The 26,020-nt window shown below is 43.1% G+C and carries 19 protein-coding genes and 1 pseudogene; 14 read left to right on the plus strand and 6 right to left on the minus strand.

Annotation, left to right across the window (positions count from 1 at the left end):
- The first annotated feature begins 620 nt into the window (after positions 1 to 620).
- The 4 genes from KZ793_RS05060 (at position 621) to KZ793_RS05075 (ending at position 7,002) form a co-directional block, all read left to right on the plus strand.
- Positions 621 to 2,618, plus strand: a complete 1,998-nt coding sequence (locus KZ793_RS05060; protein ID WP_225814049.1) for a dehydrogenase E1 component subunit alpha/beta — start codon at positions 621 to 623, stop codon at positions 2,616 to 2,618.
- 9 nt (positions 2,619 to 2,627) lie between these two features.
- Positions 2,628 to 4,175, plus strand: coding sequence for a biotin/lipoyl-containing protein (locus tag KZ793_RS05065; RefSeq protein WP_225814051.1), 1,548 nt, complete (start codon positions 2,628 to 2,630; stop codon positions 4,173 to 4,175).
- Positions 4,168 to 6,018 (plus strand): type I polyketide synthase, encoded by a 1,851-nt coding sequence (locus KZ793_RS05070; protein WP_225814053.1) that lies wholly within the window; start codon positions 4,168 to 4,170, stop codon positions 6,016 to 6,018. The genes KZ793_RS05065 and KZ793_RS05070 overlap by 8 nt, the downstream gene beginning before the upstream one ends.
- Before the next feature lie 561 nt (positions 6,019 to 6,579).
- Positions 6,580 to 7,002, plus strand: coding sequence for a cupin domain-containing protein (locus KZ793_RS05075; RefSeq protein ID WP_225814055.1), 423 nt, complete (start codon positions 6,580 to 6,582; stop codon positions 7,000 to 7,002).
- A 646-nt stretch (positions 7,003 to 7,648) separates the two neighbouring features.
- Here the strand turns inward: KZ793_RS05075 and KZ793_RS05080 are convergent.
- The 4 genes and pseudogenes from KZ793_RS05080 to KZ793_RS22825 form a co-directional block, all read right to left on the minus strand.
- Positions 7,649 to 8,116, minus strand: a complete 468-nt coding sequence (locus KZ793_RS05080) for a DUF6392 family protein (RefSeq protein ID WP_225814057.1) — start codon at positions 8,114 to 8,116, stop codon at positions 7,649 to 7,651.
- 99 nt (positions 8,117 to 8,215) lie between these two features.
- Positions 8,216 to 8,473: a colicin E3-like toxin immunity protein gene (locus KZ793_RS05085; protein ID WP_118984414.1), complete on the minus strand. Its 258-nt coding sequence runs from the start codon at positions 8,471 to 8,473 to the stop codon at positions 8,216 to 8,218.
- An 8-nt stretch (positions 8,474 to 8,481) separates the two neighbouring features.
- Positions 8,482 to 9,006: pseudogene (locus KZ793_RS05090) on the minus strand (colicin E3/pyocin S6 family cytotoxin); the annotation flags it as partial.
- A complete protein-coding gene (locus tag KZ793_RS22825; RefSeq protein WP_225814059.1) occupies positions 8,981 to 9,103 on the minus strand; it encodes a PAAR domain-containing protein in 123 nt (40 codons plus the stop codon). The gene KZ793_RS22825 and the pseudogene KZ793_RS05090, both read right to left, overlap by 26 nt.
- Positions 9,104 to 9,555: 452 nt before the next feature.
- Between KZ793_RS22825 and flhB the strand changes: the two genes are divergently transcribed.
- The 10 genes from flhB (at position 9,556) to KZ793_RS05145 (ending at position 23,942) form a co-directional block, all read left to right on the plus strand.
- Positions 9,556 to 10,707, plus strand: a complete 1,152-nt coding sequence (flhB, locus tag KZ793_RS05100; protein ID WP_225814061.1) for a flagellar biosynthesis protein FlhB — start codon at positions 9,556 to 9,558, stop codon at positions 10,705 to 10,707.
- Positions 10,700 to 12,781 carry a flagellar biosynthesis protein FlhA gene (flhA, locus tag KZ793_RS05105; RefSeq protein ID WP_225814063.1) on the plus strand — a complete coding sequence of 694 codons (2,082 nt, stop codon included), beginning with the start codon at positions 10,700 to 10,702 and terminating at the stop codon, positions 12,779 to 12,781. Before flhB ends, flhA begins: the two co-directional genes overlap by 8 nt.
- 495 nt (positions 12,782 to 13,276) lie before the next feature.
- On the plus strand, positions 13,277 to 13,696 hold the full coding sequence (locus tag KZ793_RS05110) for a hypothetical protein (RefSeq protein ID WP_225814065.1): 420 nt from the start codon (positions 13,277 to 13,279) through the stop codon (positions 13,694 to 13,696).
- Between the two features lie 554 nt (positions 13,697 to 14,250).
- Positions 14,251 to 14,694: a hypothetical protein gene (locus KZ793_RS05115; RefSeq protein WP_225814067.1), complete on the plus strand. Its 444-nt coding sequence runs from the start codon at positions 14,251 to 14,253 to the stop codon at positions 14,692 to 14,694.
- 179 nt (positions 14,695 to 14,873) lie between these two features.
- Positions 14,874 to 16,442, plus strand: coding sequence for an FG-GAP repeat protein (locus KZ793_RS05120; RefSeq protein WP_225814069.1), 1,569 nt, complete (start codon positions 14,874 to 14,876; stop codon positions 16,440 to 16,442).
- 18 nt (positions 16,443 to 16,460) lie between these two features.
- Positions 16,461 to 16,883: a hypothetical protein gene (locus KZ793_RS05125; RefSeq protein WP_036775748.1), complete on the plus strand. Its 423-nt coding sequence runs from the start codon at positions 16,461 to 16,463 to the stop codon at positions 16,881 to 16,883.
- A 35-nt stretch (positions 16,884 to 16,918) separates the two neighbouring features.
- Positions 16,919 to 18,433 carry a hypothetical protein gene (locus tag KZ793_RS05130; RefSeq protein WP_225814071.1) on the plus strand — a complete coding sequence of 505 codons (1,515 nt, stop codon included), beginning with the start codon at positions 16,919 to 16,921 and terminating at the stop codon, positions 18,431 to 18,433.
- Between the two features lie 84 nt (positions 18,434 to 18,517).
- Positions 18,518 to 20,032, plus strand: coding sequence for a hypothetical protein (locus KZ793_RS05135; RefSeq protein ID WP_225814337.1), 1,515 nt, complete (start codon positions 18,518 to 18,520; stop codon positions 20,030 to 20,032).
- Between the two features lie 864 nt (positions 20,033 to 20,896).
- Positions 20,897 to 22,396, plus strand: a complete 1,500-nt coding sequence (locus KZ793_RS05140; protein WP_225814072.1) for a hypothetical protein — start codon at positions 20,897 to 20,899, stop codon at positions 22,394 to 22,396.
- 58 nt (positions 22,397 to 22,454) lie between these two features.
- Positions 22,455 to 23,942 (plus strand): hypothetical protein, encoded by a 1,488-nt coding sequence (locus KZ793_RS05145; protein ID WP_225814073.1) that lies wholly within the window; start codon positions 22,455 to 22,457, stop codon positions 23,940 to 23,942.
- Positions 23,943 to 24,091: 149 nt separating this feature from the next.
- Here KZ793_RS05145 and KZ793_RS05150 read toward each other — a convergent pair whose 3' ends face one another.
- Together KZ793_RS05150 and KZ793_RS05155 are read right to left on the minus strand one after the other, a co-directional pair.
- Complete coding sequence (locus KZ793_RS05150; protein ID WP_225814074.1) at positions 24,092 to 25,180, minus strand: hypothetical protein; 1,089 nt, start codon at positions 25,178 to 25,180, stop codon at positions 24,092 to 24,094.
- Positions 25,181 to 25,577: 397 nt separating this feature from the next.
- Positions 25,578 to 26,018, minus strand: a complete 441-nt coding sequence (locus KZ793_RS05155) for a flagella synthesis protein FlgN (RefSeq protein WP_225814075.1) — start codon at positions 26,016 to 26,018, stop codon at positions 25,578 to 25,580.
- Between the last annotated feature and the right edge of the window lie 2 nt (positions 26,019 to 26,020).

Below are 26,020 nucleotides of genomic sequence, written 5' to 3' on the forward strand. Positions count from 1 at the left end.
GTCATTATTGACATTCATCACAAAATATAATGAATTCTAATGTGAGCATAAAGTCTCAAGTTCGATTGATATAATACGTGTTATTATTGAGGCTATGTCTTGGTTAAACATAAAAATACCTAATGAAGAGCTTGTCGAAAAAATCTGATTATCAAAATAATTTAGCAAAGTAATGAATTATTCCTATGTCTCAGTGTCTATCGGGATAGTTCGTTATCATTGCAGGACTCAAAGACATAGGTAAAAACCTGTTTTTTTATTGTATTGTAATCATGGAAATGCCGATGCTTGTTGGCCCTACTCTTAACGAATGGCTGTTGTTCATCGGTTGGAGTTTTTTAAATGGTGTCACATTATGTTCAGGACAATGCTAAAAATTTAGGGAATACCATGACAGCCGAAGCCATTTATGGTTATGGAGATAATTTTTCCTTCCATATTAGGTGTATACCTCTATCTTTTGTAATTCGTGTGGGAAATACCCCTACGTTCACTTCTTTATCGGGATCTATAGTCTCTCAAGTAATCATGAACGGGACTACCCCGTGTTCGCTTTTTTATCAGGCATTAAAGCGCAATAACGACAACTACCACGTTAACTATTTGTGAGGAAAAAGAGAGTGATAGACGTACAGATCAATGAAGTACCTCTTAAGGAATACAACCCTTCAATTAATGATTGTTTGGATGAGCAAAAGTTACTTTATGACATGCTGCTGTCACGGGAATTTGATAATCGTAGTGCAATAGTCACGCGACAAGGCCGAGCTTGGTTTCATGTGTCGGCTGCTGGACATGAAGGGTTGGCTGTGCTGCCTCAGCTTATGGAAAAGAATGATGTACTGGTTCCTTACTATCGTGATCGGGCATTAGTATTAGCGCGTGGTATGTCGATTGTTGAAATGACAAGGGAACTTATGGGGAAGGCCACTTCTCACTCAGCCGGCCGAACCATGTCGAACCATTTTTGCTCCAAAGAGCATAATATCTTCTCGGTAGTCAGCCTGACGGGGACCCAATGTATTCCCGCGGCTGGCGCTGCTTGGGCAAGCGTGTTGGACAATAAAAACGGGCTTGTCGTGTGTGGTGTCGGCGATGCGGCAACCCGGCAGGGAGAATTTTATGAAGCGGTCAGCTTTGCGGTTGAAAGGCGTTTGCCGGTAGTTTTTGTGGTTTCCGATAATAAATTGGGTATTAGTACGTCAACGGAGAAGATGGCTCCGTATCGATTGGGAATATTTAACGAGTGTTTGATCCGCCGTGTTGATGCCCGCAGTCCGGAAACTGTGTTTCCTGTTGCACAGGAGGTATTCAATAAGGCGCGATTTGAGCGGACTCCTTGCATATTGGTTTGTCGTTTGGACCGGTTGGATTCTCACTCTAATTCAGATTCTCACAAACTGTACCGTACCCCGGATGAACTGGAAGTACTACAGGATCCTATTGAAAATTACGTCGCTTATTTAAAGGCAAAAGGAGCGATTACCGAGCAGGCTCTGGCTGAACAAAAAGAGAGCATCAAAGCTGATGTAGCGGAAATATTCGAGCGTGTTTACCGCGAGGAAGAGCCTGATCCTGCAACTGTCAGTACCTATTTATGCAATCGTGAAGGAACGCCTACCGTACATGTTGAGATGGAAGCTGAAGAGACACAGGTCAAAGCGGTAAATCAGGTTTTGGACGAGGCATTAAGTCAGCATCCGAATGTGCTGTTATTTGGTGAGGATATTGAGGATCCTAAAGGGGGGGTTTTTGGTTTCACCCGTGGCTTATCCACCCGTTATCCTGATCGCGTGATTAATGCCCCCCTTTCTGAAGCCACGATTATTGGTTCGTCTGTTGGGTTGTCTGCCTGTGGTTGGCGTCCGATTGTTGAACTGCAATTTATTGATTTTGTTGGGCTGGGACTCAATCAGCTACAGTCACAACTTGGCACTTTAAGTTGGAGAACGGTAGGAAAATGGCGCTGTCCGGTGGTGATATATGCTCCTTATGGCGCTTATCTCCCAGGAGGCGGTATATGGCACAGCCAAAGCTCGGACGGTATCTTAGCGCATATTCCCGGTATTAACGTTCTTGTTCCAACAACACCGGCTGATACCGTCGCATTGTTCCGTACAGCGTTAAGTCTGGACATGCCGAGTCTGATCCTGATCCCTAAACACCTTATGAGAGAGCGCCATGAACGCCAGTTGGTGAGTCCAGTGTCGCTTGGGCAGGCAAATATCGTCAGGGCAGGAAAGGATATTACACTGGTTGGCTGGGGAAATACTATTCAGCTTGCGACTATGGCTGCTCTTCAGGCAGAAAAAGACAATATTGACATTGAAGTAATTGAATTACGTAGTCTGGTACCTTGGGATAAACAACGGATTGCGGAATCTTTGCGCAAAACCGGGCGGCTTATCGTTGTGCAAGAGGATACCCGGACGGCCAGTGTTGGTGCATCCATTATTGCTGATATTTTGGATGAGAATGACAATTTCTTCTCTTTACTGGCACCTCCGCGTCTGGTGACGCGTGAAGATATTCATATTCCTTTTAATCCTTGTTTAGAGAAAGCTGTTTTACCCAGCACGGATGACATTTTGGCCTCCGTCCATGCGGTAATGAGCTAAGGAGAACTTATGGCACAGTTGCTTATTCCCCCGATGGGAGAAGGAACCACTGAAGTCGTCATCATCCAGTTACTTAAACAGGTGGGAGATCATGTTAAGCGTGATGAACCTGTTTATGAAATGGAGACGGATAAGGCCGCCTTTACCATTGAGTCTGATGTTGAAGGGATACTGGAAAAATGGTTAGCTGCGGAAAATGATATTATCCCTGTTGGATCGCCTATTGCCGTCATCAGAGCCGTTGGCGAGATGGCAGAGCCTTCCCCTGTCAGTGAAGAGTTAACGCCTCCGCCGGAGAAAATGGAGAGAGTGGCGGAAGCAGTAGAAAAAATAGAGAAAGTGGAGGCTGCTCCCGAGGTATCTGCTCCTCCTGCGCGTATTCCGCCGAAAACCCGTCAGTACGCACAAGAACACCAAATTGAGCCGCACATTCTTAGTCAACTGGCGGAAAAACATGGGACATTATTGCCCAATCATATAGATGAGTACCTTCAACAGCACCGTGAAACTAAGCCGTCGGAAAAGAGCAATGCAGAAAATGACAATGTGGGTTTTCTGTCCAGAGATCAGCAGCGTCTTAATCGTGCAATACGGTTAAATAGTGCTGCTGTACAACCTTGCTGGGCAGCTAAACCCTTATCGATTGAGCTTGTTGATAATGCTATTCGCCATTTAACGGAAACTTCCGGGCAGCAGGAGTGGATAACACCATTTCAGGTAATCACTTATGCGATTGCTCAGGCATTGAAAAAATTCCCGATGTTGCGTTCGAGACCGCTTGATCAAGAGCGTTATCACACTTATACGGATATTAACCTGGGTATTGCTTTTCTGGATGAAAAAGGCGATTTGAGTTCGCTGAAAGTACCGAGAACGCAGACAATGAGCTTTTTTGAGTTCAGGCAACACTTGAATAGTGTACTTGATCCCGATGCGGAAAAACTGCCCGTTGATATTGATGTTCCTATGATGATCTCCTATACCGGCAACGATGGCGCTACCTTTGCCGTACCTATTATTGTGCCGCCATCTCAGTCAACATTGTTCATCGGTGCGCCTCACAACAAAGAGATGAACCTCGTTCTGGCATTTAATCACTATCTGCTCAATGGGGTAGAGGCGTCTGAATTTATTACCGAGATTGTTACTCAGGTTCGCGCTCTGTCTGGATCACAATCTGTAGCCCATCAGATGGAAGGTAAATTGGGTAAACCAGTCTCTGGTCAGCTACGCACGCTCTTGGCTGATTTCTTGAATTGGGACGAAGATTTTACTGAATCAATGATGCAACGTACTTGGGCTGATTTAGGTATTGATTCGCTCAAGGCGGTAAAACTTGCAGAGCGAATGTCAGTACATTTTCGCCGAAAATTATCGCCAACGCTGTTTTGGCGTTATAGCTCACCGCATCGATTGATTGGATATCTTGATACTTCCAAAACTGAACCGACTGAAAACAAACATTCCTTAGATGATTTTATTAATGCGATGCGTTGTCTTGATGGTGAAGCAGCATTAGAGTTGCAGCGCCTCATGGCAGGAGGAAAGCATGGATAATCTGTATCACATATATCATTCACTTAGCCCGGATGAACAGCGGATCGCTAAATCTGCTTTATTGGATCATTTGAGTTCTATTACTCCCTCAGTAAGTAGTGCAGGTGATACGAAACAGATGCCTGTTGCTATTGTGGGCATGGCTTTCCGATTACCTGGGGCGGAAGATTCTCCTGATCAAATGTGGGAGATCTTAAGATCCGGGCGCAGTGTGATAAAAGAGATTCCTGAGCATCGGTTTGCCTCTGGAAAACCTTACGCGATTCCGTTGCCTAAAAAAGCCTTAAAAGCGGGGTTGCTTGATAGTATTGATGGTTTTGATGCACCGTTTTTTGGTATTTCTCCGCGAGTGGCGGCCATGATGGATCCGCAACAGAGAATGCTATTGGAATTGACCTGGCAGGCGATCGAAGATAGTGGTGCTAATCCGCTTGGCTATTCAGGATCAAAGACCGGTGTTTTTATTGGTTCGTGCAGTAATGATTATCGTGAACTCGTTGCGGCCGATATGGCGATGGCAAATGCCTATGCAACGACAGGGACACTGAATTGCCTTCTGGCTAACAGGTTGTCATTTTATTACAACTTTATTGGCCCAAGTTTGCAGATTGACACTGCGTGTTCAAGTGGATTGACGGCACTAACTCAGGCGGTGAATTCATTACGTTCTGGGGAATGCCAACAGGCGATAGTTGGCAGCGTTAACCTATTGAGCAACACATTCAACATGGCTGCTTATTACCGGGCGGGAATGTTATCTAAAGATGGTTGTTGCCGGGTTTTTGACGCGGATGCTAATGGTTTTGTCCGTGGTGAAGGAGCTGTCTGTCTATTCTTGAAGACGCAAAAACAGGCTTTAGAGGATCGGGATCCGATTTATGGATACGTTCGGGCATCGGCGGTCAATCATGGTGGACGCGCTAATTCACTGACTTCACCTAACCCTGAGCAGCAAATTGCGTTAGTTAAAGATAGCTTGCAACAGGCTGGAATCTCTGCGGAACAGATCAGTTACCTTGAAGCACATGGAACGGGAACCTCGTTGGGTGATCCCATAGAATTTAATGCGCTTAATGAAGTCTTTAACCATGATAAATCGGGAGAGATATCACAACCTTGCTATATTGGTTCAGTAAAAGCCAACATTGGGCATTTAGAAGGGGCTGCGGGGTTAGCGGGCATTGTTAAAGTTTTATTAATGTTGCAGCATAAATCTATTGTACCTAGCGCAGCGTTTCAGCGTTTGAATCCTGAAATTGATAGTGTGGATTCGCGCTTACAACTGGCTACAGAAGAAAATTCCTGGCGGGTTGGGGCAGGGCAAAAACGTTTCGCTGGGCTCAGTTCTTTTGGATTGGGTGGCAGCAACTCCCATGTCATTCTGGAGGAGGCACCAACTCAAGTGCAGCAACAGATTAAAGCCAATTTGGAGGGATATTATTATCCTATCTCGGCTAATAGCCAGGCATCGTTACAAAAAATGGTGGCTATGCTAGGGGGTTTTATTGAGAGCGATGAAAACATTGAGCTGCCAGCGGTTAGCTGGACATTACAGTTTGGCAGGGCAGCGTTATCCTATCGGGCATTATTTGTTGCAACATCACGGCAGGATCTTCTGAAACAGCTACGGGATTTTGCTTCGTCTGCTTCAACCAAAGAAGATCAATGGCTTCATATGGCAGAGGATGACTCTCGATTTTTATGGTTACGAGGTCAGGATATAGATTGGCGTATTTGCTGGCCTTCCGGGCAGAAACCGTTGCGTATTCGATTGCCCAAATATGCTTTTGAACATCGGCGTTACTGGTTACCTCACAATGAATCTGCGGTTGCAAAACAGTAGGAAGTGAAGCGGAACAGGAAAACCAGAGAGCATGGTGAAATAATGGTAAAAACCCCCACAATCTCGGCAGAGGTTGTGGGGTTTCTTTGTAGCACAATTTATGCTGTTCCTCTCTATGATAAAGATGAAATGTCAGACCTGAGCACTAAAATAAAAAATTTGTATTTATATATCTCTGAAATGGTTATTTTTAGTGAGGATTAAGTTCAATTTAATTAGCACCATTATTGTCCTGACTTAATAATATAATTAACCTAACTTTTGGCTAGTATTATTTTAAACTGGGATTATCTTCTACAAGGAAATTTAAAATAAGAGTTTTACAGTGATTGTTATCACAGAGTGAGCTTTTATAAAATACTACTATGGAATTACATATTTCCATTTGATATATTGTTAATAACCAGTTAGTTTCTTTGTTGATATGAGTTTGTGATGATTGAAATTTTACTGGGAAATATTATTTTATTTGGTCGATGGATAGTATTATTTTAATTAACAAATAGAGATGATAGTTACTTTAAAATAAAATTTTATTTGTAGAGATAAAAGGAAGGTAATATGGAATTTATTAAAAATAGATTTTGTCATTGGAACGGTGAACATCTCGTTGTAGATACAATGGCTAGAAGTCATAAAATGGTTAACAGTATGGGAACGGGCGAGGGATTAGTTTCGTTTGATGGCTTTGGTGCTGATTTAATTCGTTTCAGCAAAAATGAAGGGATGCAGAATCATACTCACTTAGGGCATCATATTTTATTTGTACTCTCAGGAACGGGTTATGTTATTTATGCTGGTGAAAAGCATGAAATAGAGCCTGGGGTTTGTTATTTTGTGAATGGGGAAATAGATCACGCGATTAAGGCAACCAGCGATTTGGTCATGGTTGTTGTTGGTAATAATCATTGTGCGGTTGATTCGCAAGATAGGACGACGCTAGTGCCATATAGAGATGGAACCCCAGAGGAATTAAAGGTTTAACCTGGGATAGATTAAATGAAACATGTGCTAGTGCTTGGTGGGTCGCGAGAATGCCATGATATTCATGAAGATAATTATAAATCAGGATAAGTAATTGGAGTGATAAAAGGATGATATGAGATTTTTTCAATTAATATAATATGAGCATTTCATGAAGGGGATCAGGTACTAGCTTATGAAACATTAGATTTACTGTAAATAAAATGGAGAAATATATTAGAGATAATATTATATTGTAATGATAAAAGTAGAAAGGACTATTGAAATTATTTTAATGTAATATTTAAATTGGAAAATAATTTCAATGGGTGGTGGTAATGAGTTTCCGGATGGAAATTGACTTAAATTAGTAATAATTAAGCCAAGATAAAATTAGGAAAGTCAGTATTCCATGTTAGGGTGAGAAAGTGATTAAATGTTTATGATTTCAAGGTCTATGTTATTTATAATGATTAATGAAAATATATATTTGAAACATATATAGGTTATGGGTGTGATCTAATAACAACAAAATTGACTTGAGTATAATATAGGAATAAATTTATGTAAGAAATATATTAATGTTATTATAAGATATTTTCAGTTTGACATTATAAACTGTTGATTAATGAATTGACTCTTAAGAAAAATCTTATCTTTATATTAATTACCAACGTACTTCTGAGGTGGGTAGAAAAGTCACTTCTTTAACGTGCTCTGATGAATCGTAATCAACTTGCATGTTAGTTGGTATACGAAAATCTAGTATCGTGTACAAGTCAACCCATCCAAACTCTTGCTTCATTATCACTTTTGGCTCTTTTGACTTTTCAGGCAATCCGAATTGTTCATGGATCCACTGACGTGACATATGTGAGATCAGTGGTGATGGTAACTCATTTGGAAATGTGTATGATGGTTTATCACTATCCAATAGGGTAAGTGTCACATCAAATAAAACTTTATTCTTCTTTTTAAAAGCAAGATAAACACCTTCTTTAACCATATCTAGAGATATATACTCAGTTCCAGAATTTCCTGTTGGCTTGGTTTTATAAGGAATTAAGCCTTTATCAAAAATTTCTTGATAGGTTTTACCTAAGCTATTAATTAATGCTTCAATGTTGACAGACATTTATTTATACCCAAGATCTGGCGTGTATGGAACGAAAACTTATGTTAAACACGGATAGCGGTTTATTGATCACTATCCCACTATCCGCTGAATCTCTGTTTACCACAAATCTCGATAATCAAAAGAGATTTGATAATCATAAGCTGATAAATCAATTTGATGCTTGAAATGGATCTGTAGAATACTCACCCATTTAGATTCCACGTCAAAGCCGCCGTTATTTATATTATCTTCTGTTGATATTCCTAATCCACTAACCATAACATCAGCATCATCTTCAAAATCTTTGGAATATTCACACCCTTCCCCCAATTCTGTTTTTTTATCAAACCACTCTAATCTTAATTTTAATCCCATTATATACCTCACAAATATTGTTTAATGCTTCGCCCTTTGATAGCAGGTTTTAACTCTTTCCCAGTCTTATAATCTATAGAGCAAAGGTGCTCACCATCACTTACTCGGTAAACTTCCAATTCACCATGCTGAGAGTCCCATTCATAAATTCTGCGGCCTTTACTATCTACCCATCTATCCCGTTTACCACCTCCATTTTGTTTTGGAGTTTTTTTCTTAGCTGACCGTAACCCAGAAACTCCAGTAATTTCCTCTGTTTTTGGGGCAGGATAATAATTGTGTCCATCTTGTGGTAATCAACTTCTAGGCTTACTCAAATACACATACACCGGCGGCATATTAGGAATGGGGAGGATCAGAATATAATCGCGAAAATCCTTCTCTTCCGGCATTGGCAACGATTCAATATTGCTGCCCACTTTATCCGGGATCGGCAATACGGTTATCTGAGACGGAATAAACGGCTGTTCCTCGTTCCCGGTATGAGGTGGAACTTTGAATTCCTGCTCATTCGGCGTCCATAAGATCGTCGGCCGGTATTCCATTGAATGTCATGGTGTGATCACCCGTAATAATTTGTCCGCCACAGGTGGTTTTGTCACCAACGAGCAGGTAATACCCTATTGCCATCTACTTCACTTCCCCTTGGGCTAACCACATTAATCGTTTGTTTAACTGAAATAATCACCATATCGTTACAACTTAAAAAGCAATAATTGATCGGTAATGCAAAAGATTTGAGTTAAAGAGATATAGAAAAGTTCCGCAATTGGTGAAGATAAGATCAAACTTTTTACCTTTAACTTTGATATCCGGTGGATAAAGGTTTGATTAGGGAGCTTTATCATTATCATTATCATTGGTTTTGGAAAGTACAACGTTGTTGGTTCTTACATTAATCGCATTTGCCGCCAGTCGTTTGGTTATCTGAGGCTGCCCATACTATTGAACTTGATCCCACAAATACCCGGCCAAATTTCCCATTGTTTCAGCCATCGGATTTTTTCTCTTTTGTCATGCTAACAGCCATTTGATTCCATATTTTCTGATCGATAGCGTTTGAAAATCTGACAAGGAAAGCCGTGGCTGAAGATAGCGATCTTGAGAAAACAGAAGAACCCACGTCCCATAAACGGGAAAAAGCCCGAAAAGAGGGGCAGATAGCCCGCTCCAGAGAGCTGAGTTCTATATTGATGTTGACCAGTGGTTTAAGTTTGCTCTGGATGAGTGGTCAGTCAATGACGCATGAATTGTCATTGATGGTGTTTGAAGGGTTTAGTTTTGATCACAATGTAGTTAGCAATGATAAGCAGATGGTTCAACAGATTGGCAGATTGCTCCAACAGGCTGTTTTGGCTTTGTTGCCGGTTTTTGCTGGATTAGTGTTAGTTGCACTAAGTGCCCCCGCGCTATTGGGTGGATTAGTGTTCAGTACCAAATCCATTAAATTTGATCCGAAAAAATTGAATCCCATTTCTGGCCTGAAACGTATTTTTTCAATGAATGCGTTGGCGGAATTATTCAAAGCACTACTTAAAGCGGGATTTGTCGGTATTGGTGCTGCTTTGTTCCTTTGGATGAACTGGCCTGCCATGTTACGGCTCATAGCTCAACCGCCACTGTTGGCACTGGATGATGCTATGCAAATGCTGATATTCGCTGGTTATGTGGTTGTTTTCATGTTGATACCGATGGTGGCTTTCGATGTTGTTTACCAGATATACAGCCATTTGAAAAAACTGAGAATGACCCGGCAGGAAATAAAGGATGAATTTAAAGAACAAGAGGGGGACCCACATGTTAAAGCGCGCATCCGTCAGCAACAACGGGCGGCTGCCCGTCAGCGTATGATGGCAGATGTACCGAAAGCGGATGTGATTGTCACCAACCCAACTCACTATGCTGTTGCGCTGAAATATGATGAAAAAGCAATGAGTGCGCCAAAAGTATTGGCGAAAGGGGCGGGAATAATTGCTTTGCGTATTAAAGAAATCGGTACAGAAAATCGTATTCCATTACTTGAGGCTCCGCCACTTGCCAGGGCGCTTTATCGCCATAGTGAAGTTGGCGGGCAAATCCCTGCGACACTTTATGCGGCAGTCGCGGAAGTCCTTGCTTGGATCTACCAATTGAAACGTTGGAAACGGGAAGGCGGCTTGAAGCCGAAGAAACCTGAAAATTTGCCAGTGCCGCCAGCACTGGATTTTGCTGGAGAAAATAATCGTCATGGCTAATCTGGCCTCTATACTTCGTTTACCGGGCAATATGAAAGGCTCGCAATGGCAAATGCTTGCCGGGCCGGTATTGATCCTCTTGATTTTGTCGATGATGGTATTGCCATTGCCGCCATTCATGCTTGATTTACTGTTTACATTTAACATAGCACTATCAATCATGGTGTTGCTGGTGGCGATGTTTACCCGACGTACACTGGATTTTGCCGCATTTCCGACCATTTTGCTGTTCTCCACGTTATTGCGTTTATCTCTTAACGTAGCTTCAACCCGTATCATTTTATTGGAAGGGCATACTGGTTCTGCGGCGGCGGGGCACGTTGTAGAGGCATTTGGCCATTTTCTGGTTGGTGGCAATTTCGCTATTGGTATTGTGGTATTTATCATCTTGGTATTGATTAACTTTATGGTCATTACTAAAGGTGCAGGAAGGATTGCCGAAGTGGGCGCCCGTTTTGTGCTGGATGGTATGCCGGGTAAACAGATGGCAATTGATGCCGATTTAAATGCCGGATTAATTGGTGAAGAAGAAGCGAAGAAACGCCGTGCTGAAGTGACGCAGGAATCGGATTTTTATGGTTCGATGGATGGTGCCAGTAAGTTTGTGCGTGGCGACGCGATTGCGGGATTGATGATCCTGGTTATCAACGTTGTTGGTGGCTTAATTGTTGGTGTAGCCCAACATGGTATGAGTTTGGGGGATGCGGGAGAAGCGTATACCCTGTTAACCATTGGTGATGGTTTGGTTGCACAATTACCTGCTCTCATTATTTCTACTGCGGCTGGTGTTATTGTTACCCGCGTGGCAACGGACCAGGATGTTGGTCAGCAGATGGTGACTCAACTGTTCAACAATCCCAGAGTGATGATGTTGAGTGCGGGTGTTCTCGGATTGTTGGGCATGGTACCGGGAATGCCCAATTTTGTTTTCCTGTTGTTTACTGCGGCATTGGCCGGTCTTGGCTGGTATCTCTATCGCCGTACTGATGCGCCGACGATAAATGCAGAAAAACCAAAAATAGAAGAACAGCAGCAGACATCAGAAGCTTCATGGTCCGATGTTCAGCTTGAAGATCCTTTGGGTATGGAAGTGGGTTATCGTCTGATTCCGATGGTTGATTTTCGTCAGAATGGTGAATTACTGGGGAGAATCAGCGGAATTCGTAAGAAATTTGCTCAGGAGATGGGATATTTACCCCCCGTAGTTCATATCCGGGATAACCTTGAACTGGCTCCGGCTGGCTACCGTATTCTGATGAAAGGAGTAGAAATTGGTCGTGGTGAAGCGCATCCGGGGCGCTGGCTGGCGATTAACCCCGGTGGCGCAGTAGGCGAATTGCAAGGTGATATCACGAAAGATCCGGCGTTTGGGCTCTCTGCGGTTTGGATTGATGATAGCCTCAGAGAGCAAGCTCAGGTTCAGGGATACACAGTGGTTGCAGCCAGTACGGTGGTTGCGACCCATATGAATCATCTGTTGACGCAATATGCCAATGAACTGTTTGGCCGTCAGGAAGCTCAGCAACTGTTTGAGCGAGTCAGTCAGGAGATGCCTAAACTGACTGAGGACTTTATTCCTGATGTTGTTAATCTGACAACCTTGCATAAAGTGCTTCAAAATCTCTTGTCTGAACAGGTACCTATCCGGGACATGCGGACAATTATTGAAACCTTGGCTGAACATGCACCTGGGCAAACTGATCCCTATGAGTTGACATCTTTGGTCAGAATCGCACTTGGCCGGGCAATTGCTCAACAGTGGTTCCCCGGAGCGCAGGAAATTCAGGTCATCGGATTGGATGCGAGCCTTGAGCGTTTGTTAATTCAGGCGTTACAAAATGGTGGCGGTCTGGAACCTGGATTAGCGGATAATTTGCAACGGCAGGCGACGGAAGCACTACAACGTCAGGAAATGCTGGGCGCGCCACCGGTACTGTTGGTTAATCATGTATTGCGCCCGCTGTTATCGCGTTTCTTGCGTAGAACTTTGCCTCAATTGGTGGTTTTATCTAATCTTGAAATCAGCGATAACCGTCAAATTCGTATGACGGCGACGATTGGTGGTAACGGATAGCTGTATCAATAGCATAGTGGGCCATTTTATTCCAAAATGGCTCTTATTATTCTTTCTTGAAAATTCAGATGTAGAGAGAGATTTTTCTCTTGGCACATTTTTTTACAAGTATCACCGAAGTGATTTTTATTCACTTCGGTTTTTTCATTATTAAATAATAATCGTCAATGGACTCAGAGGTTGATAAAGATAATCTATTATCAAAAGATAAATAAACTTTCTTGGATTATTCCGATAAATAGAAAAAGGGTATTATTTGAAATTCATAAATGATGATGTTATGCCCGTGGCTGATATTAAAAAAATTTTCGTAATAGCTTAAAAATAGATCAAATTATACTGAATGAGAATAATAAATAACGGGCTAAACAGTCAAATGCTGAATAAAATAATGATAAAGGGAAGATAAAAAATAATACACCAAATATGGTGACGAAAAAAGAAAATTCAGTAATATCTGATGCCCTACACAATTCAAAAGGATGAGAGTTAAATATGTATAAAAATATGTTAAATCCCGTAACATTAAGAAAAACAGAAAACGGACCTCAACTAAAAGGAAATGAGGACACATATGACACATCAATATTAAAAGGCAGTCCTGTAGGACGAAGGGATATTGGGAATTATGCACCACTACCCGCTCAAGCAGAAGTTTTTCAAAAAGTTGTTGACGAAAAAATAGCAAGCTTCAAAACAAAGGGAAATCCAATATCAATCGTTGTCTGGCGCAATAGCCAGACGGGGCTTACTCACATAATGGATGGCCAGCATCGGTTTATTGCTGCATGCATACTTGGAGTGCCTGTTAAATTAACGTGGAAAAAATTTGGTATACCACCCAATCGGATAGATTGGAGTGGTACGAAATTTTCAGATGGAATACCAGCTAAAACCAAGATATTTGGGAAATAATCTATTAGGTATATGCGATATTTTCTTAATTATTAAAGTAAAATTTTTTTATTATTTAGCAATGAGATAGCTTGGTGTAAATATGTAACATTTATACCCGTCATCTTTCAAGCTGCCTCTTTGTTGGCTGCACTCACTCACCCCGGTCACATAGTTATCTATGCTTCCGGGGATTCGTTCCTTTGCCGTCGCGATGCAACTTGAAATCCATTGGGTATATAAGTGTCATTGATTATTATGTTTTTTATAATGAAATTCTTGGTTGATTAATTTAAATATAATTAAATTAATAGTTATTGCGATACTAGCGAAATATTATTTAAACAATATCTTTTTATATGAGATTTCTAAAAAAAAGCAATTAAATTTTCATCAAATAACTGGCAAAAATTCACTTTTCTATAATGCTTAAATATAGCTGGTTGTGTCATGCGAAAAACGAATAGCGTAGTCAAGTTAAATATTAAATAAGAGTCATCGGGAGCGCGTCTTTCGAGGGCAGCATTAGCTATAACACATTAACCAAGGTCTGACTTTATTAATGGGGGGAACTTATGTCCACTGATCCGCCGCTACATCAAGAAGATATTGTCGTGATACATGTTGCCACGCCCGATGATCTGGTGAAGTTTGCCGATCAAGCACTCTTCTGGAATAAAGAAACCTATGAGCAGATGAAAACTGCGGAAGTGCTGTTTACACCGGCGGGAGAAACTCCACCTGGTCTGGGAATTAAATATGTCGCTACGCCCGATAATTTGGCGAAGTTTGTTGATGAAGAAGGCTATTGGAATGAGAAAACCTACCAACAGATGGAAGCTATAAGGGTGTTGTTTATACCCGCAGAAAAAATACGCGGTGTGGGGATTAAACATGTTGCCACACCCGATGATTTGGCGAAGTTTGCCGATAAAGAATTCTTCTGGAGTAAGAAAGACTACGAGCAGCTAAAAGCCGCAGAGGTGCTGTTTGTACCCAGAGAAGGAATGCCCGTTTAGGGGCTAAACATATTGCCATGCCAGACGATTCGGCAAAGTTTATCGGTAAAGCGGCCAGTTAGAATGAAGAGAAACGTCAAGCGGGGGATAAAGGCAGAATATTGTTTATCTCGAAAGTAAAAGAATAGAACGAGGTGTGGCAACGTTAATTTATCTGTCATTCTGCATTGGAGGTATCAATGGCTCACAATAAGATATCTGCATCCAGCGAAAATAATTTGTTGGATAAAGAAGAAGTTAAGTCCTGGTTTAAATTATATTCTTTGCCGAAAAGTGAAAATTATACTCAATTGGTGCAAATAGCGGCGGAAGGTCGGCGTTTGGCCGGGCTGGACCCTAGTCAGGTCGATAATAATCCAGGGGCAGGATTGAACCGAGATCTGGATGAGGTGAATTTACTCTTAGTGAATCCCGGAGAAGGGATGCATATCGGGGAAGACCGTGAAATTGCGGTCAATATTGATAAGGACAGCGGCTTACAGTTTATTAATGGCGAATTGGGGTTACGCCCTGACTTTAAATTGTCGCTGGAATTGTTTGAGAGTTTTACAGAGGAACAACAACGAGAACTTTACCGTTGGCTGATTCATGCTGAGGAGATGGCAGCCAGTAAGGTGCAATTGCCCGCGTTTGATTTGCCGACTAATGGTAACAATAAAAACCTTGGCGCTGTTGTCAGTGTCAGCGGCGATGGGAAAACTATCGCGCTTAGTGGGGCAGAGGCTAAGGAACCTGTATATCTATTTTCTTATACCGATAACGGTTGGCGGCAGCAATTCGCTGATTACGTCAGTGGTTATGGCGGCAGAGCGCTAAGTCTGAATCGAAATGGTAATGTTCTCGCGGTGGGTATTGATAACCGAAACAGTGATGGCGGGCATGGCTCAGTGTTCGTTTATCATAGATTGGCAAATGGCGCGTGGGAAAAATCGGCCAAACTTTGGCTTAGTGAGGCGAACGTTCAGCAGCATTTCGGTTGCGCTGTGAGCTTGAGCGCGGATGGCACACTATTAGCGGTAGGCTCTTATGGCTGGAGATCGGGTTTATTGGCTAACTGCGGCGCAGTGTATCTTTATCAGTATGACGGGAAGAAATGGTCACAGCTTGGTGAGCGTCTGACCTTAGCTTCTCCGGCACAGGGCGATATGTTTGGCGGCAAACTAAGCTTGAGTGCGGATGGTTCAACCTTGGCAGTGGCGGCAACGGGGCGTAATGGTAATGGTGAAGTGACGATATTTCATCGTCATGGGGAATACTGGCAGCCGCAACTGCCACTCAATTCGCTGACTTCGCCTTTAACCATCAGCAATGACGATTTTGGCGCCAGTCTCAGCCTGAGCGATAGCGGCGATATTTTGGCGGTGGGGTGTCCGGGAGAGAAGGGCAATATTGGTGCGGTTTATTTGTACCAGCGTCATCGTAATGGATGGCAAGTTATAGGGATACTGAGAGAAGCGGTGACAGCCGGAGAAAGGTTTGGCAGCGAGTTGTCATTGAGTAGTGACGGCCAGATACTGGTGGTGTCAACACCTGTTGGTAAAAATGACACAGGTGTGCAAACCGGTGCGGTATGGTGGTTTAGCTATCAGGATGAACAATGGATTATGCAGGGCAGGTTACTGGAGCTGGATGGGGAATCAAACCATAAATTTGGCGCCGGTGTTTGTCTTAGCGGTGACGGCAATACGTTGGCGATTGGCGCCAGTGGCTGGAAAAGTGGAGAAGGGAAAGTTTACCTTTACGACTAGCTAAATGAGGAAAAGACGATGGCGAAAGAGATAACAGATGAAACGGTCAGCCAGCTTAGTACCCACTTCGCCCCTGGCAAGATCCCGACTGAGGCTGCATTTTATTCACTGATTGATTGGGCCACATTGTGGCGACAGCTTTTTGGTTGGCAGGATGGTGATCAAGCTTATCATCCGGGGGTCGGATTGCAGATTATCGACAACCGTTTGGCGGTTAAGACTGGCGATGGCATCGCGGTGGAACCGGGAGGGCTTGCGTTAAGGCTACAGCCCAATGGGGGATTGATGTTGGATAAATCTGGGGCGTTGTCGGTGGATGGTACTGTAGCGGTTTCAGCACAAGCTTTTAAATTGCTTCCTGAGGAGACACGGAAACAAATTGCCGGGTTGTTATTGAATGCTGAGACAAAAGGCAGAAAACAGGGAACAGAAAACAGATGACGGTGACTGTCTAATACGGCTTTTGAGGAAATATTATGACTGATAAAGAAATTAGTTCTGTTGACTCATTGAAAGCGAGTTTTAAGTCTGGTGTTCCGCCCACGCCTGAAGCATTTTCCCTCTTGATTGATGAGGCATATAAGGCATATGAAATCATTGATGGTGATAAGGGTGATGGCCCGACCGCAGGGCTGAAACGAGATGACAAAGGAAAACTGGCCCTCAACACTCACCATTCTGGCGGGTTAAACCTTGAACAGAGGGCTTTGGCGTTGTCACTAAAGCCAGACGGTGGGTTTTCTTTTGATGGAGGAAGGCGTCTGAAATTGGATGCCGATCGGCAAGTTCAGTTTGCCGATTTTTTCAGTTTATCGCGGCGGGAGCGGATGGAGATCGCACAGTTGTTGGGTTTGAAACGCAGTACCAACACCAAGATGACGCGTATTGTTGCTCCTTCCCCCAAAGAGAATGAACGCTTTGGCACTTCTGTTAGCTTGAACGCGACGGGAGATTGCTTAGTGGTTGGGATGGGGAAAGTACTCTATTTGTATATGTGCCGGAAGGATGAGTGGTGGAATACAAGCACGCCCATTGTGTTTGAGGCTTATGGTGATAAATATCGCAGTGCTTCATGGAATGTCAGTCTGGATGCGGAGGGAGATAGCCTGGCAGTGGGATACTTAAGAGAAACCGATGTTTATAAAATGGATGCTTGTGTGTATATGCGCACGAATGGCGTCTGGGATACAAAAAACCCCATTGTGTTTCCAATCCAGCGTTCTTATAGCGGCTATGATGTAAATGTCAGCTTGAGCGCAGTAGGAGACTGTCTGGTGGTGGGGGGAGACAGATCTCAGCTCTATGTGTATACACGCACGAATGGGATCTGGGACAGAGATAACCCCATTAAGCTTTATTTTTCGGATTATGGTAACGAGGTTGCCATGATTTGTCTGAGTGCTTCGGGAAACTGTCTGGCGGTGCATGGTACCAATATTAATTATCCTTCTCCTGCAATAAACATGGTTTGTGTGTATACACGCACGAATGGGACTTGGGACGAAAGCTACATTAGGTTCCATCCCCCTGAAGATAGCTCACCCGGTTTTGGCAAGGTTTTTAGCCTGAATGCAGAGGGAGATCGTCTGGCGGTGGGGGCGGATGATGATTCACCCATTATTAATGGGAAGGTTTATCTGTATACGCGCACGAATGGGATCTGGGATACACAAAATCCCATTAAATTTTCGGCTCCTGCAAGTGGCGTAACGTATTTTGGCTGCGCTATCAAACTGAATGATGCGGGAGACCGTCTGGCAGTGGGGGCGGCTTCCCGGGTGTATGTGTATACCTATCTGAATGGTAAATGGAATATGGAAACACCTATCGAGATTTTGGACCCTTCAGGCAATTTAGATAATGTAAATGGTTTTGGTAAGGCTGTCAGTTTGAATAAGTTAGGGACGAGTTTGGCGGTTGGTGCGGTTTTAACCAAGGTTGGTTCTGCGCCTGAAGCTGGTGCAGTTTGTATCTTTGAGAATGTCAAATGAAGACAGAGGACAGAAAACGGAGGACAGAGAACAGAGAACAGAGAACAGATGACGGTGACTGTCTAATACGGCTTTTGAGGACATATTATGACTGATAAAGAAATTAGTACTGTTGACTCATTGAAAGTGAGTTTTAAGTCTGGTGTGCGACTTATGCCTGAAGCCTTTTCCCACTTAATTGATGAGGCATATAAGGCATATGAAATCATTGATGGCGCTCAGGGTGATGGCCCGATCGCAGGGCTGAAACGAGATAGCAAAGGAAAACTGGCCCTCAACACTCACCATTCTGGCGGGTTGAACCCTAATCAAGGCGCTTTGGCGCTATCATTGAAGCCAGAAGGTGGGCTCTCTTTTGGTGGGGGAGGGTATCTGAAATTGGTTGCCGATCGGCAGGTTCAGTTTGCGGATTTTTTCAGTTTATCGCGGCAGGAGCGGATGGAGATCGCGCAGTTATTGGGTTTAAAACGCACCATAGTGACGCGTATTGTTTCTCCTTCCCCTAAAGCGAAGGAGAGCTTTGGCGATTATGTTAGCATGAATGCGGCGGGGGACTGCTTAGCGGTTGGGATGATTAATAAAGTCTGTGTATATACGCGCCGGAAGAGTGGTGAGTGGAATACAAGCACGCCTATTGTGCTTGAGCCTTATCAAAATGATTATTTTGGATCTTCATGGGATGTCAGTCTGGATGCGGCGGGAGATTGCCTGGCGTTGGGAAATCGAGGGCCTGCTAATGCCAGCATGATGGTTGGTGTATATACACGCACGAATGGCGTCTGGGATGCAAGAAATCCCGTTTGGTTTCCGGCTCTGGACGCCAGAGAATACTTTGGTATTAATGTCAGCTTGAGCGCAGCAGGAGACTGTCTGGTGGCTGGGGGCATATACTCCTCTACGTTCCATATGTTTACACGCACGAACGGGATCTGGGATAGAGAAAATCCCATTAAATTTCCGGTCCCTTCGGGTTCTTATGAATTTGGTTGGGCTGCCCACCTTAGTGCTGCGGGAAACTGTCTGGCAGTGTTTGGAGAGGATCCTTCTTCTGGTTACATAAGAGGCACGATTTATGTGTATACACGCACGAATGGGAGCTGGGATAGCGAAAACCCGATTAAGCTCAAGCTCCCTGAAGGCAGCTCATCCCGTTTTGGCAAGGTTTTTAGCCTGAATGCAGAGGGAGATCGTCTGGCGGTAGGGGAGGTGCGTGATTATTTTCCCATTACTAATGGAAAAGTTTATCTGTATACGCGCACGAATGGGATTTGGGATAGCGAAAATCCTATTAAGTTTTCGGTTCCTGCAAGTGACGTAATAGATTTTGGACGCTCTCTCGAACTGAATGCTGCGGGGGATCGTCTGGCAGTGGGGGCAGCTGCCAGGGTGTATGTATATACCTGTCTGAATAATAAGTGGAATATGGAAACACCGATGGAGATTTTGAACCCTTCAGGCAATTCAGACAATTTAAATGGTTTTGGTCAGGCTGTCTGCCTGAATAAGGCGGGGACAAGTTTTGCTGTTGGTGCAGTAGTAGAGAGTGTCGATTCTCAACCCCAAGCCGGTGCAGTTTATGTTTTTGAGAATATCAAATGATGGCTATAATCACTAAGCTGGATATTATCTTCTACCCTTGGCATTTCATCCACGTTAAATTAATTCAACTGTTCTTTATTGTAAGGTTATTGGCGGCGCACAACAGAATATGAGTATCTAACAATTAGTTCGCTTTTCACCTTAAAACAGGGGAAATAAGCGCACGATAAAATCTAAGAAAAATTAATTAAACATGACAGGGATATATTGTAAAAGGACGTGGTGTTATCATTTCGGATAATTTTATATTGTATTTAATTTGGTGGTAATTATGATTTTGATATTATTTAAGTATATGCTAAATTTTCCTTGAAAATTAAAATGAAATACATTTATTTAATGATAATTAAAGGGTTGTTTTTAAATAATACTATTTTGGTTTGTTATTGATTATTTTATGTTTTTTCAGTAAATTTTTTAATGGATTGATTTGAGTATAATTAACTTTATGGTTGTTGCGATAATAGATAATAATAGTTGTTGAGTTATTATTTAAACGATATACTTTTATGTGAAATTTTATAAAAACAATTAATTTTTTATTAAATAATTGGCAAAAATTTACATTTCCATAATGCTTAATAATATCAGATTGTGCTATACGAAAAGCGAATGACATATTCAAGTTAAATATTAAGCCAGGTCATCGGAGATATGTTTTTCGAAGACAGCAACATACCTGAGGCAATAAGCGAAGTTAAGTGACGCCAAGCCGCAGGATATCGAGTTAAAAGGTGTGAAGGAATTAATTGTAGTGTATTTCGTGGTCAGTACCGTCGCTTAACTCCATCGACTTTAACGAAGTGGATAAAGCATTAACAGAAACCGATGGCACTGATAGTCTAATATGGTTTTTGGGGAAATGTGATGACTGATAAAGAAATTAGTACTGTTGGCTCATTGAAAGCGAGTTTTAAGTCTGGTGTGCGGCTTATGCCGGAAGCATTTTCCCACTTGATTGATGAGGCATATAAGGCATATGAAATCATTGATGGCGCTCAGGGTGATGGCCCGACCGCAGGGCTGAAACGAGATGGTAAAGGAAAACTGGCCCTTAACATTCGCCATTCTGGCGGGTTGAACCCTAATCAAGGCGCTTTGGCCTTATCGCTGAAGCCAGAAGGTGGACTCTCTTTTGATGGGGGAGGGTATCTGAAATTGGATGCTGCTCGGCAGGTTCAGTTTGCGGATTTTTTCAGTTTATCGAGGCGTGAGCGGATGGAGATCACGCGGGTGTTGGGTTTGAAACGCACCATGATGACGCGTATTGTTTCTCCCACTCTCTCTCCCGAGGCGCGTGAATCCTTTGGCTATTCTGTTAGCTTGAATGCAGTGGGAGACCGTTTAGCGGTTGGGATGAATACTAAAATCTGTATATATACGCGCCGGAAGAGTGGTGAGTGGAATACAAGCACGCCTATTGTGCTTGAGTCTTATCAAAGTGATTCTTCATGGGATGTCAGTCTGAATGCGGCGGGAGATTGCCTAGCGTTGGCAAATAGGTTCAGACAGAGGGTTGGTGTACATATGCGTGCAAATGGCGTCTGGAATGTAAGAAAGCCCGTTTGGTTTCCGGCTCCGAGCCGCATTGAATTCTTTGGCCTGGGTGTCAGCTTGAGCGCAGCGGGAGATTGTCTGGTGACTGGGTGCGAATTCAAATCTGCGTTACATTCTACGTTCCATATGTTTACACGCACGAACGGGATCTGGGATAGCGAAAATCCCATTAAGTTTCCGGTCCCTTCGAGTTCTTATGAATTTGGCAAGGCTGTCCGCCTGAGTGCCGCAGGAAACTGTCTGGCGGTGCATGGTTACGATGATTCCACAATAAGCACGATTTATGTGTATACACGCACGAATGGGATCTGGGATAGAGAAAACCCCATTAAGTTTATGGCCCCTAAAGATGAATTACGTCGTTTTACCAAGGTTTTTAGCCTGAATGCAGAGGGAGATCGTCTGGTGGTGGGTTCAAGTTCTTATCAATCCACTAATGTTGTTAGGGAGATTTATCTGTATACGCGCATGAATGGGGTCTGGGATAGAGAAAATCCCATTAAGTTTTCGGCTCCTACAAGTGACGTATATTTTGGCGATTTTCTCGAACTGAATGCTGCGGGGGATCGTCTGGCAGTGGGGGCGGCTTCCCGGGTGTATGTGTATACCTGTCTGAATGATAAGTGGAATATGGAAACACCTATGGAGATTTTGAACCCTTCAGGCAATTCAGATAATTTAAATGGTTTTGGTGGGCCTATCGGCCTGAATAAGGCGGGGACGAGTTTGGTTGTTAGCGCAACGTCAGAGAGTGTCGATTTTAAGCTCAAAGCCGGTGCAGTTTATATCTTTGAGAATATCAATTGATGCCCATACAGAAGACAGATGACGGTGACTATCTAATACGGCTGGCTTTTGGGGAAATGTGATGACTGATAAAGAAATTAATACCGTTGGCTCATTGAAAGCGAGTTTTAAGTCTGGTGTGCGACTTATGCCGGAAGCATTTTCCTACTTGATTGATGAGGCATATAAGGCATATGAAATCATTGATGGCGCTCAGGGGGATGGCCCAACCGCAGGGTTGAAACGAGATGGTAAAGGAAAACTGGCCCTTAACATTCGCCATTCTGGCGGGTTGAACCCTAATCAAGGCGCTTTGGCCTTATCGCTGAAGCCAGAAGGTGGACTCTCTTTTGATGGGGGAGGGTATCTGAAATTGGATGCTGCTCGGCAGGTTCAGTTTGCGGATTTTTTCAGTTTATCTCGGCGTGAGCGGATAGAGATCACGCGGGTATTGGGTTTGAAACGCACCATGATGACGCGTATTGTTTCTACCACTCCTAAGAAGAATGAATCCTTCGGCGGTTCTGTTAGCATGAATGCTGCGGGAGACTGTTTAGCGGTTGGGATGGGTAATAAAGTCTGTGTATATACGCGCCGGAAGAGTGGTGAGTGGAGTACAAGCACGCCTATTGTGCTTGAGCTTATTCATAATGAATATTATAGCTCTTTATTTAATGTCAGTCTGGATGCAGCGGGAGATTGCTTGGCGTTGGGAAATAGAGCGCCCGCTGATGGCGGAAAGATGGTTGGTGTATATACACGCACGAATGGCGTCTGGGATGCAATAAATCCTGTTTGGTTTCCGGCTCCGGGCGCCAGTGAATTATTTGGTGTGAATGTCAGCTTGAACGCAGCAGGAGACTGTCTGGTGGCTGGGGGCATATACCACTCTACGTTCCATATGTTTACACGCACGAACGGGATCTGGGATAGAGAAAATCCCATTAAGTTTCCGGTCCCTTCGAATTCTTATGAGTTTGGCTGGATTGCTCGCCTGAGTGCTGCGGGAAACTGTCTGGCGGTGCATTGCCACGATAGTTACGAGCTAAGAGGCATGATTTATGTGTATACACGCACGAATGGGATCTGGGATAGTGAAAACCCCATTAAGTTCGAGGCCCCTGAAGATAGCTCACGTGGTCTTAGCAGGGCTTTTAGCCTGAATGCAGAGGGAGATCGTCTGGCGGTGGGGGCGGATGATAATTTGAAGGTTTATCTGTATACGCGCACAAATGGGATCTGGGATAAAGAAAATCCCATTAGGTTTTCGGCTCCTAGCGGCGTAACGTATTTTGGCAGCGCTATCGAACTGAATGGTGTGGGAAATCGTCTGGTAGTGTGGGCGGCTTCCAGTGTGTATGTATATACCTGTCTGAATAATAAGTGGAATATGGAAACACCTATTGAGATTCTGGACCCTTCAGGTCCTCCAGACTATTTCAAGGGTCTTGGTAAGGTTGCCTGCCTGAATAAGGCGGGGACAAGTTTTGCTGTTGGTGCAGTAGTAGAGAGTGTCGATTCTAAGCCCAAAGCCGGTGCAGTTTATGTTTTTGAGAATATCAAATGATGGTCTAATCTAGGATAGCCCCATTTTTTGTATATATTACAAGGAAATGGGACTACCACAATGGGTGGTGATGCACTGACGCAGTGCGCGGCTAATGGTCGGTAAACTATATAAGTAAGCCGCTGAAATTTACGTCAGACTCAGCGGATTCAATATTGTTTGAAAAAATAGTCAATCATTTCCTGTTCAAATTCAAAGGCATCACGTCGTTCTGCAAGGTAGCTTTTTAGTACAGTGAGTGAGCGTAGGCTTTCGCGCAACTGGATTTCGTTTTCTATATTTTGCCGCAATTTTTTGCAATGTTCGCGGAGGTTATTCTCTATTGCCTTCGATGTTTCGTCTCCCAGCGTGCGCCAAATTATGCCCGGTAACGAATCAGATTTTTTTAGCTGATTAAGTTCATTGGCTAATATATCTATACGTGCTTTGAGCAATTTATTGATGTCGGATATATCCCGGCTGTTAAAACTGAAAGTTGGATCAATGTACTTGTGGTACATGTTTATTATCGTCCAGACATCATTATCTTTCTTGGCTTGTGATAACTGTACCATCAATTGGTTTTTTTTCTTTTTCTCATCTAAATCCTGTTCACGATCTGGATGCAGTACCTTGGCTATTTTTCTATACATTTGGCTCACTTCCTGCGATTTAAACAAAGAATCCAGTTTTTTCTGGTCTTCTGCCGCAGGATCGAAGTCAGTGGTCTCTTCTGCATCATATTCATCGTGGAAATGTTCTGATTCCCGTTGAAAACGCTGTTCTATGGTGGAACGCATTTTTTCGGGATTTTTTATCATATCAAGTAATTCTTCATCAGATATTTCTTCATTAAGATCAAAATATTCACCAAAAGTCTGCCGGATCTCAGCCATCTGTTCTGGTGTCGGAATTTCCTCTTCTTTAAACGCATGAAGATTGGAAAAGTGATCGGTCAACTTATTGAGATCGAGGTTTTCGTTAAAGGGGTAAGTACATAACTCAGCGAGCTCTTCTTCTATCCAGGAAAATAATTCTCTTCGTTGGTTTTTCCCCAGCGATTTTTTATCGGCAAATGAAAGCAACCGCGCTGCTTTATCATATCTGGACTGCATATATTGATGCTCTACCGGTAAGACTTCCTGTTGAAAGCGCATAAACAGTTTATCTTGCTGCTGTTGTAACTTGGCGATCTTCAACTGGTATTTTTCGATGGACGTCCAGTAAGTTTTGAATTGTTGCTGAGGTGTTTTTGGCATCTGTTGTCCGCTCGATTTGCTTTTTTTTAGTTTTTTGTGCATCAATGTGTTATTCCCAATATAGATCAATGAAATGAAGGGTGCTCTCGTTGTTAATCCATTAGCCCGATTTGTGATAATTCCCCGTTGTTGCTTATTCCTATTTTGCAGTATATTTTTGCAACACGCAAAACGTTATTGTTGAGCAATTGTTACGTTGGTTTACAAACGGTGATTTTTGCTAATCCGTTCTTCTCTGATTGCAACAACCGTTTCACAGTACATTTCGTTTGAATTGTTCATGCTTGAGGACTCTGTGAGCAGATACGAAGCCCGGTTTGAACAGGAGGGTGGTGCTTACAAATACGATCAAAACAATAAAAAGTAGCACTACCGCAATGGGCGGTAATGCACTTAATTAAACCTGAGCTCTATGGCCGGAAAGCATAGAGAGACGGGCAGCTTGACCATCTGAGCCATAAAGAGAAGGGCTATGGTGGCTTTTTAGAAAAGCGATAGCTTGGCTGTTGAGTTCAAGATGTTGGGTTAATAACAAACCGTTATGGGTGTTTAAATCACGAATCTGAGTAACCGCTTTGCCGATCTGTTGCCATAATGTGGCGAGTACAGGTTGCTTATCATAAGGCGCGATGACGTTTAATGTTTTGCTCAAATTAAGACGTTGCTGTTCTGAATGGCTAAGCGCAGATAACAAAAAATTTTTTCGTTCTGTTACCTGGTGCAAACCCCGTGCTTCAATAAAACCCTCACACAGAATGCGCTGTTCTTCCACCATAGTTTGGGTCAGCGAGGTCAAATAGGTCACTTGCTGTTCGAATAATTGTTGCAGTTCTTCCATAG

This window comes from Photorhabdus antumapuensis (genome assembly GCF_020387775.1).
GTDB lineage: Bacteria > Pseudomonadota > Gammaproteobacteria > Enterobacterales > Enterobacteriaceae > Photorhabdus > Photorhabdus antumapuensis.

Excerpts from the sequence above, each read along its gene's own strand:
- KZ793_RS05075 (WP_225814055.1), top strand. The coding sequence starts at position 6,580 with ATGGAATTTATTAAAAATAGATTTTGTCATTGGAACGGTGAACATCTC.
- KZ793_RS05150 (WP_225814074.1), bottom strand. The coding sequence starts at position 25,180 with ATGCCAAAAACACCTCAGCAACAATTCAAAACTTACTGGACGTCCATC.
- KZ793_RS05115 (WP_225814067.1), top strand. The coding sequence starts at position 14,251 with ATGTCCACTGATCCGCCGCTACATCAAGAAGATATTGTCGTGATACAT.
- flhA (WP_225814063.1), top strand. The coding sequence starts at position 10,700 with ATGGCTAATCTGGCCTCTATACTTCGTTTACCGGGCAATATGAAAGGC.
- KZ793_RS05065 (WP_225814051.1), top strand. The coding sequence starts at position 2,628 with ATGGCACAGTTGCTTATTCCCCCGATGGGAGAAGGAACCACTGAAGTC.
- KZ793_RS05110 (WP_225814065.1), top strand. The coding sequence starts at position 13,277 with ATGTATAAAAATATGTTAAATCCCGTAACATTAAGAAAAACAGAAAAC.
- KZ793_RS22825 (WP_225814059.1), bottom strand. The coding sequence starts at position 9,103 with ATGGCAATAGGGTATTACCTGCTCGTTGGTGACAAAACCACCTGTGGC.
- KZ793_RS05070 (WP_225814053.1), top strand. The coding sequence starts at position 4,168 with ATGGATAATCTGTATCACATATATCATTCACTTAGCCCGGATGAACAG.
- KZ793_RS05120 (WP_225814069.1), top strand. The coding sequence starts at position 14,874 with ATGGCTCACAATAAGATATCTGCATCCAGCGAAAATAATTTGTTGGAT.
- KZ793_RS05130 (WP_225814071.1), top strand. The coding sequence starts at position 16,919 with ATGACTGATAAAGAAATTAGTTCTGTTGACTCATTGAAAGCGAGTTTT.
- KZ793_RS05080 (WP_225814057.1), bottom strand. The coding sequence starts at position 8,116 with ATGTCTGTCAACATTGAAGCATTAATTAATAGCTTAGGTAAAACCTAT.
- KZ793_RS05085 (WP_118984414.1), bottom strand. The coding sequence starts at position 8,473 with ATGGGATTAAAATTAAGATTAGAGTGGTTTGATAAAAAAACAGAATTG.
- KZ793_RS05155 (WP_225814075.1), bottom strand. The coding sequence starts at position 26,018 with ATGGAAGAACTGCAACAATTATTCGAACAGCAAGTGACCTATTTGACC.
- KZ793_RS05125 (WP_036775748.1), top strand. The coding sequence starts at position 16,461 with ATGGCGAAAGAGATAACAGATGAAACGGTCAGCCAGCTTAGTACCCAC.